Annotated in this window: 1 protein-coding gene; it reads right to left on the reverse strand. The window is 38.6% G+C overall.

Going from position 1 to position 937, the window contains the following annotated elements; genetic code table 11:
• Positions 1-223: 223 nt before the first annotated feature.
• The coding region (gene ribA, locus B3I52_RS01445; protein ID WP_293297785.1) for a GTP cyclohydrolase II at positions 224-937 on the reverse strand (714 nt) is incomplete at its 5' end.

A 937-nucleotide genomic window follows, 5' to 3' on the forward strand; every position in this document is an offset into this window, starting at 1 on the left:
TATTTAATAATCGAACTTAGGTTAGAAAGCAAAATACTTAAGGCAAACTTGTGCTCCTGGCGTTTTGTGGTTAAACACAAGGTTTCAAATATCCTATTCATATCCGACTCCTTTATCCTATTCAGAACAAACTTATCTCCAATATATTGGCTTAGAAACATAAAAGCGCCAGAAGTAATGAACTACTGACGCTTTTAGTTTTATATTTTTAGCTTACAAAAGCTTATCCTTTTAAAATTTGGTGTCCCATTTTATCACGCTTGGTAAGCAAATAAGATTCGTTGTGTTGGTTACTCTCAATTTCTATCGGAATGTTTTCTACTATTTCTAGTCCATAACCAATTAATCCGGCTCTTTTGGTGGGATTATTAGACATCAGCTTCATTTTAGTAATGCCCTTTGCCCTTAAAATTTGTGCACCAACGCCGTAATCTCTTTCATCACCTTTAAAGCCCAGCTCTATATTTGCCTCAACGGTATCCATACCAGCATCTTGTAAATTATAGGCGTGTAGCTTATTAATTAACCCTATACCTCTGCCTTCTTGGTTCATATATACAATTAGTCCCCTTCCCTCTTTTTCTATCATCTCCATGGCCTTATGCAGTTGTGGACCACAATCGCAACGGCAAGATCCAAAAATATCTCCGGTAACGCAAGAGCTATGAATACGGGTCAATACAGGCTCGCCTTCGTTCCACTCGCCTTTAGCTATGGCCAAATGGGTAGCGCCATTGCTCAACTGCGTGTAGGCAGTCATTTTAAAATCGCCCCATTGCGAAGGCAGGTTTACGGTTACTTCTTCCTTAATTAAACTCTCTACAGCTAAACGATAACTAATGAGGTCTTTAATAGAAATTATCTTTAAATTATGCTGCTGGGCAATAAGCATCAAATCGGGCAAACGAGCCATGGTACCATCTTCGTTCATAATCTC

The sequence above is a fragment of the Pedobacter sp. UBA4863 genome (assembly GCF_002399615.1).
In the GTDB taxonomy this organism is placed as follows: domain Bacteria; phylum Bacteroidota; class Bacteroidia; order Sphingobacteriales; family Sphingobacteriaceae; genus Pedobacter.